This window comes from Thalassobacterium maritimum (assembly GCF_031127805.1).
In the GTDB taxonomy this organism is placed as follows: Bacteria; Verrucomicrobiota; Verrucomicrobiia; order Opitutales; family Coraliomargaritaceae; genus Thalassobacterium; species Thalassobacterium maritimum.
In genome coordinates, this window is record NZ_JARXHW010000277.1 from 1 (window position 1) to 358 (window position 358).

Genomic DNA, 358 nt, shown 5'->3' on the forward strand with positions numbered 1-358 from the left:
ATATATTAATCAAACGAAGACGATGATCATGCATGCTTAACGCTAGATTATTCAAATCCAACGCTGACCGAACTTCCGACTCAAGGTTCGGGCCCATACTAAGTCGCTGCTCCAGAGCAGTTGCCACACTCGCGGACAATCTAGACGCGTCTCGTCGTGGGTGTAGATTTTGCAGTGACGGGGAGTAGGCTTGAACTTGCACAATTTTATCCTCTTGAACAATCCACATCTCTGAAAGAATGACCGGACCAGAGCTTTGTCGGTATAAAGAAAGAATATTTAGATTTGAGCGAATTTCAGCACGTAATTTCTCTGCAGCATCTATAGCTCGAAGTCCCATCGTTTTACGCCGAAATAC

Annotated in this window: 1 protein-coding gene; it reads right to left on the reverse strand. The window is 44.7% G+C overall.

Features of this window, described 5'->3' with window-relative positions; all coding sequences use genetic code 11:
- On the reverse strand, positions 1-358 hold a 358-nt coding region (locus QEH52_RS20330), incomplete at both ends, for a hypothetical protein (RefSeq protein WP_308952787.1).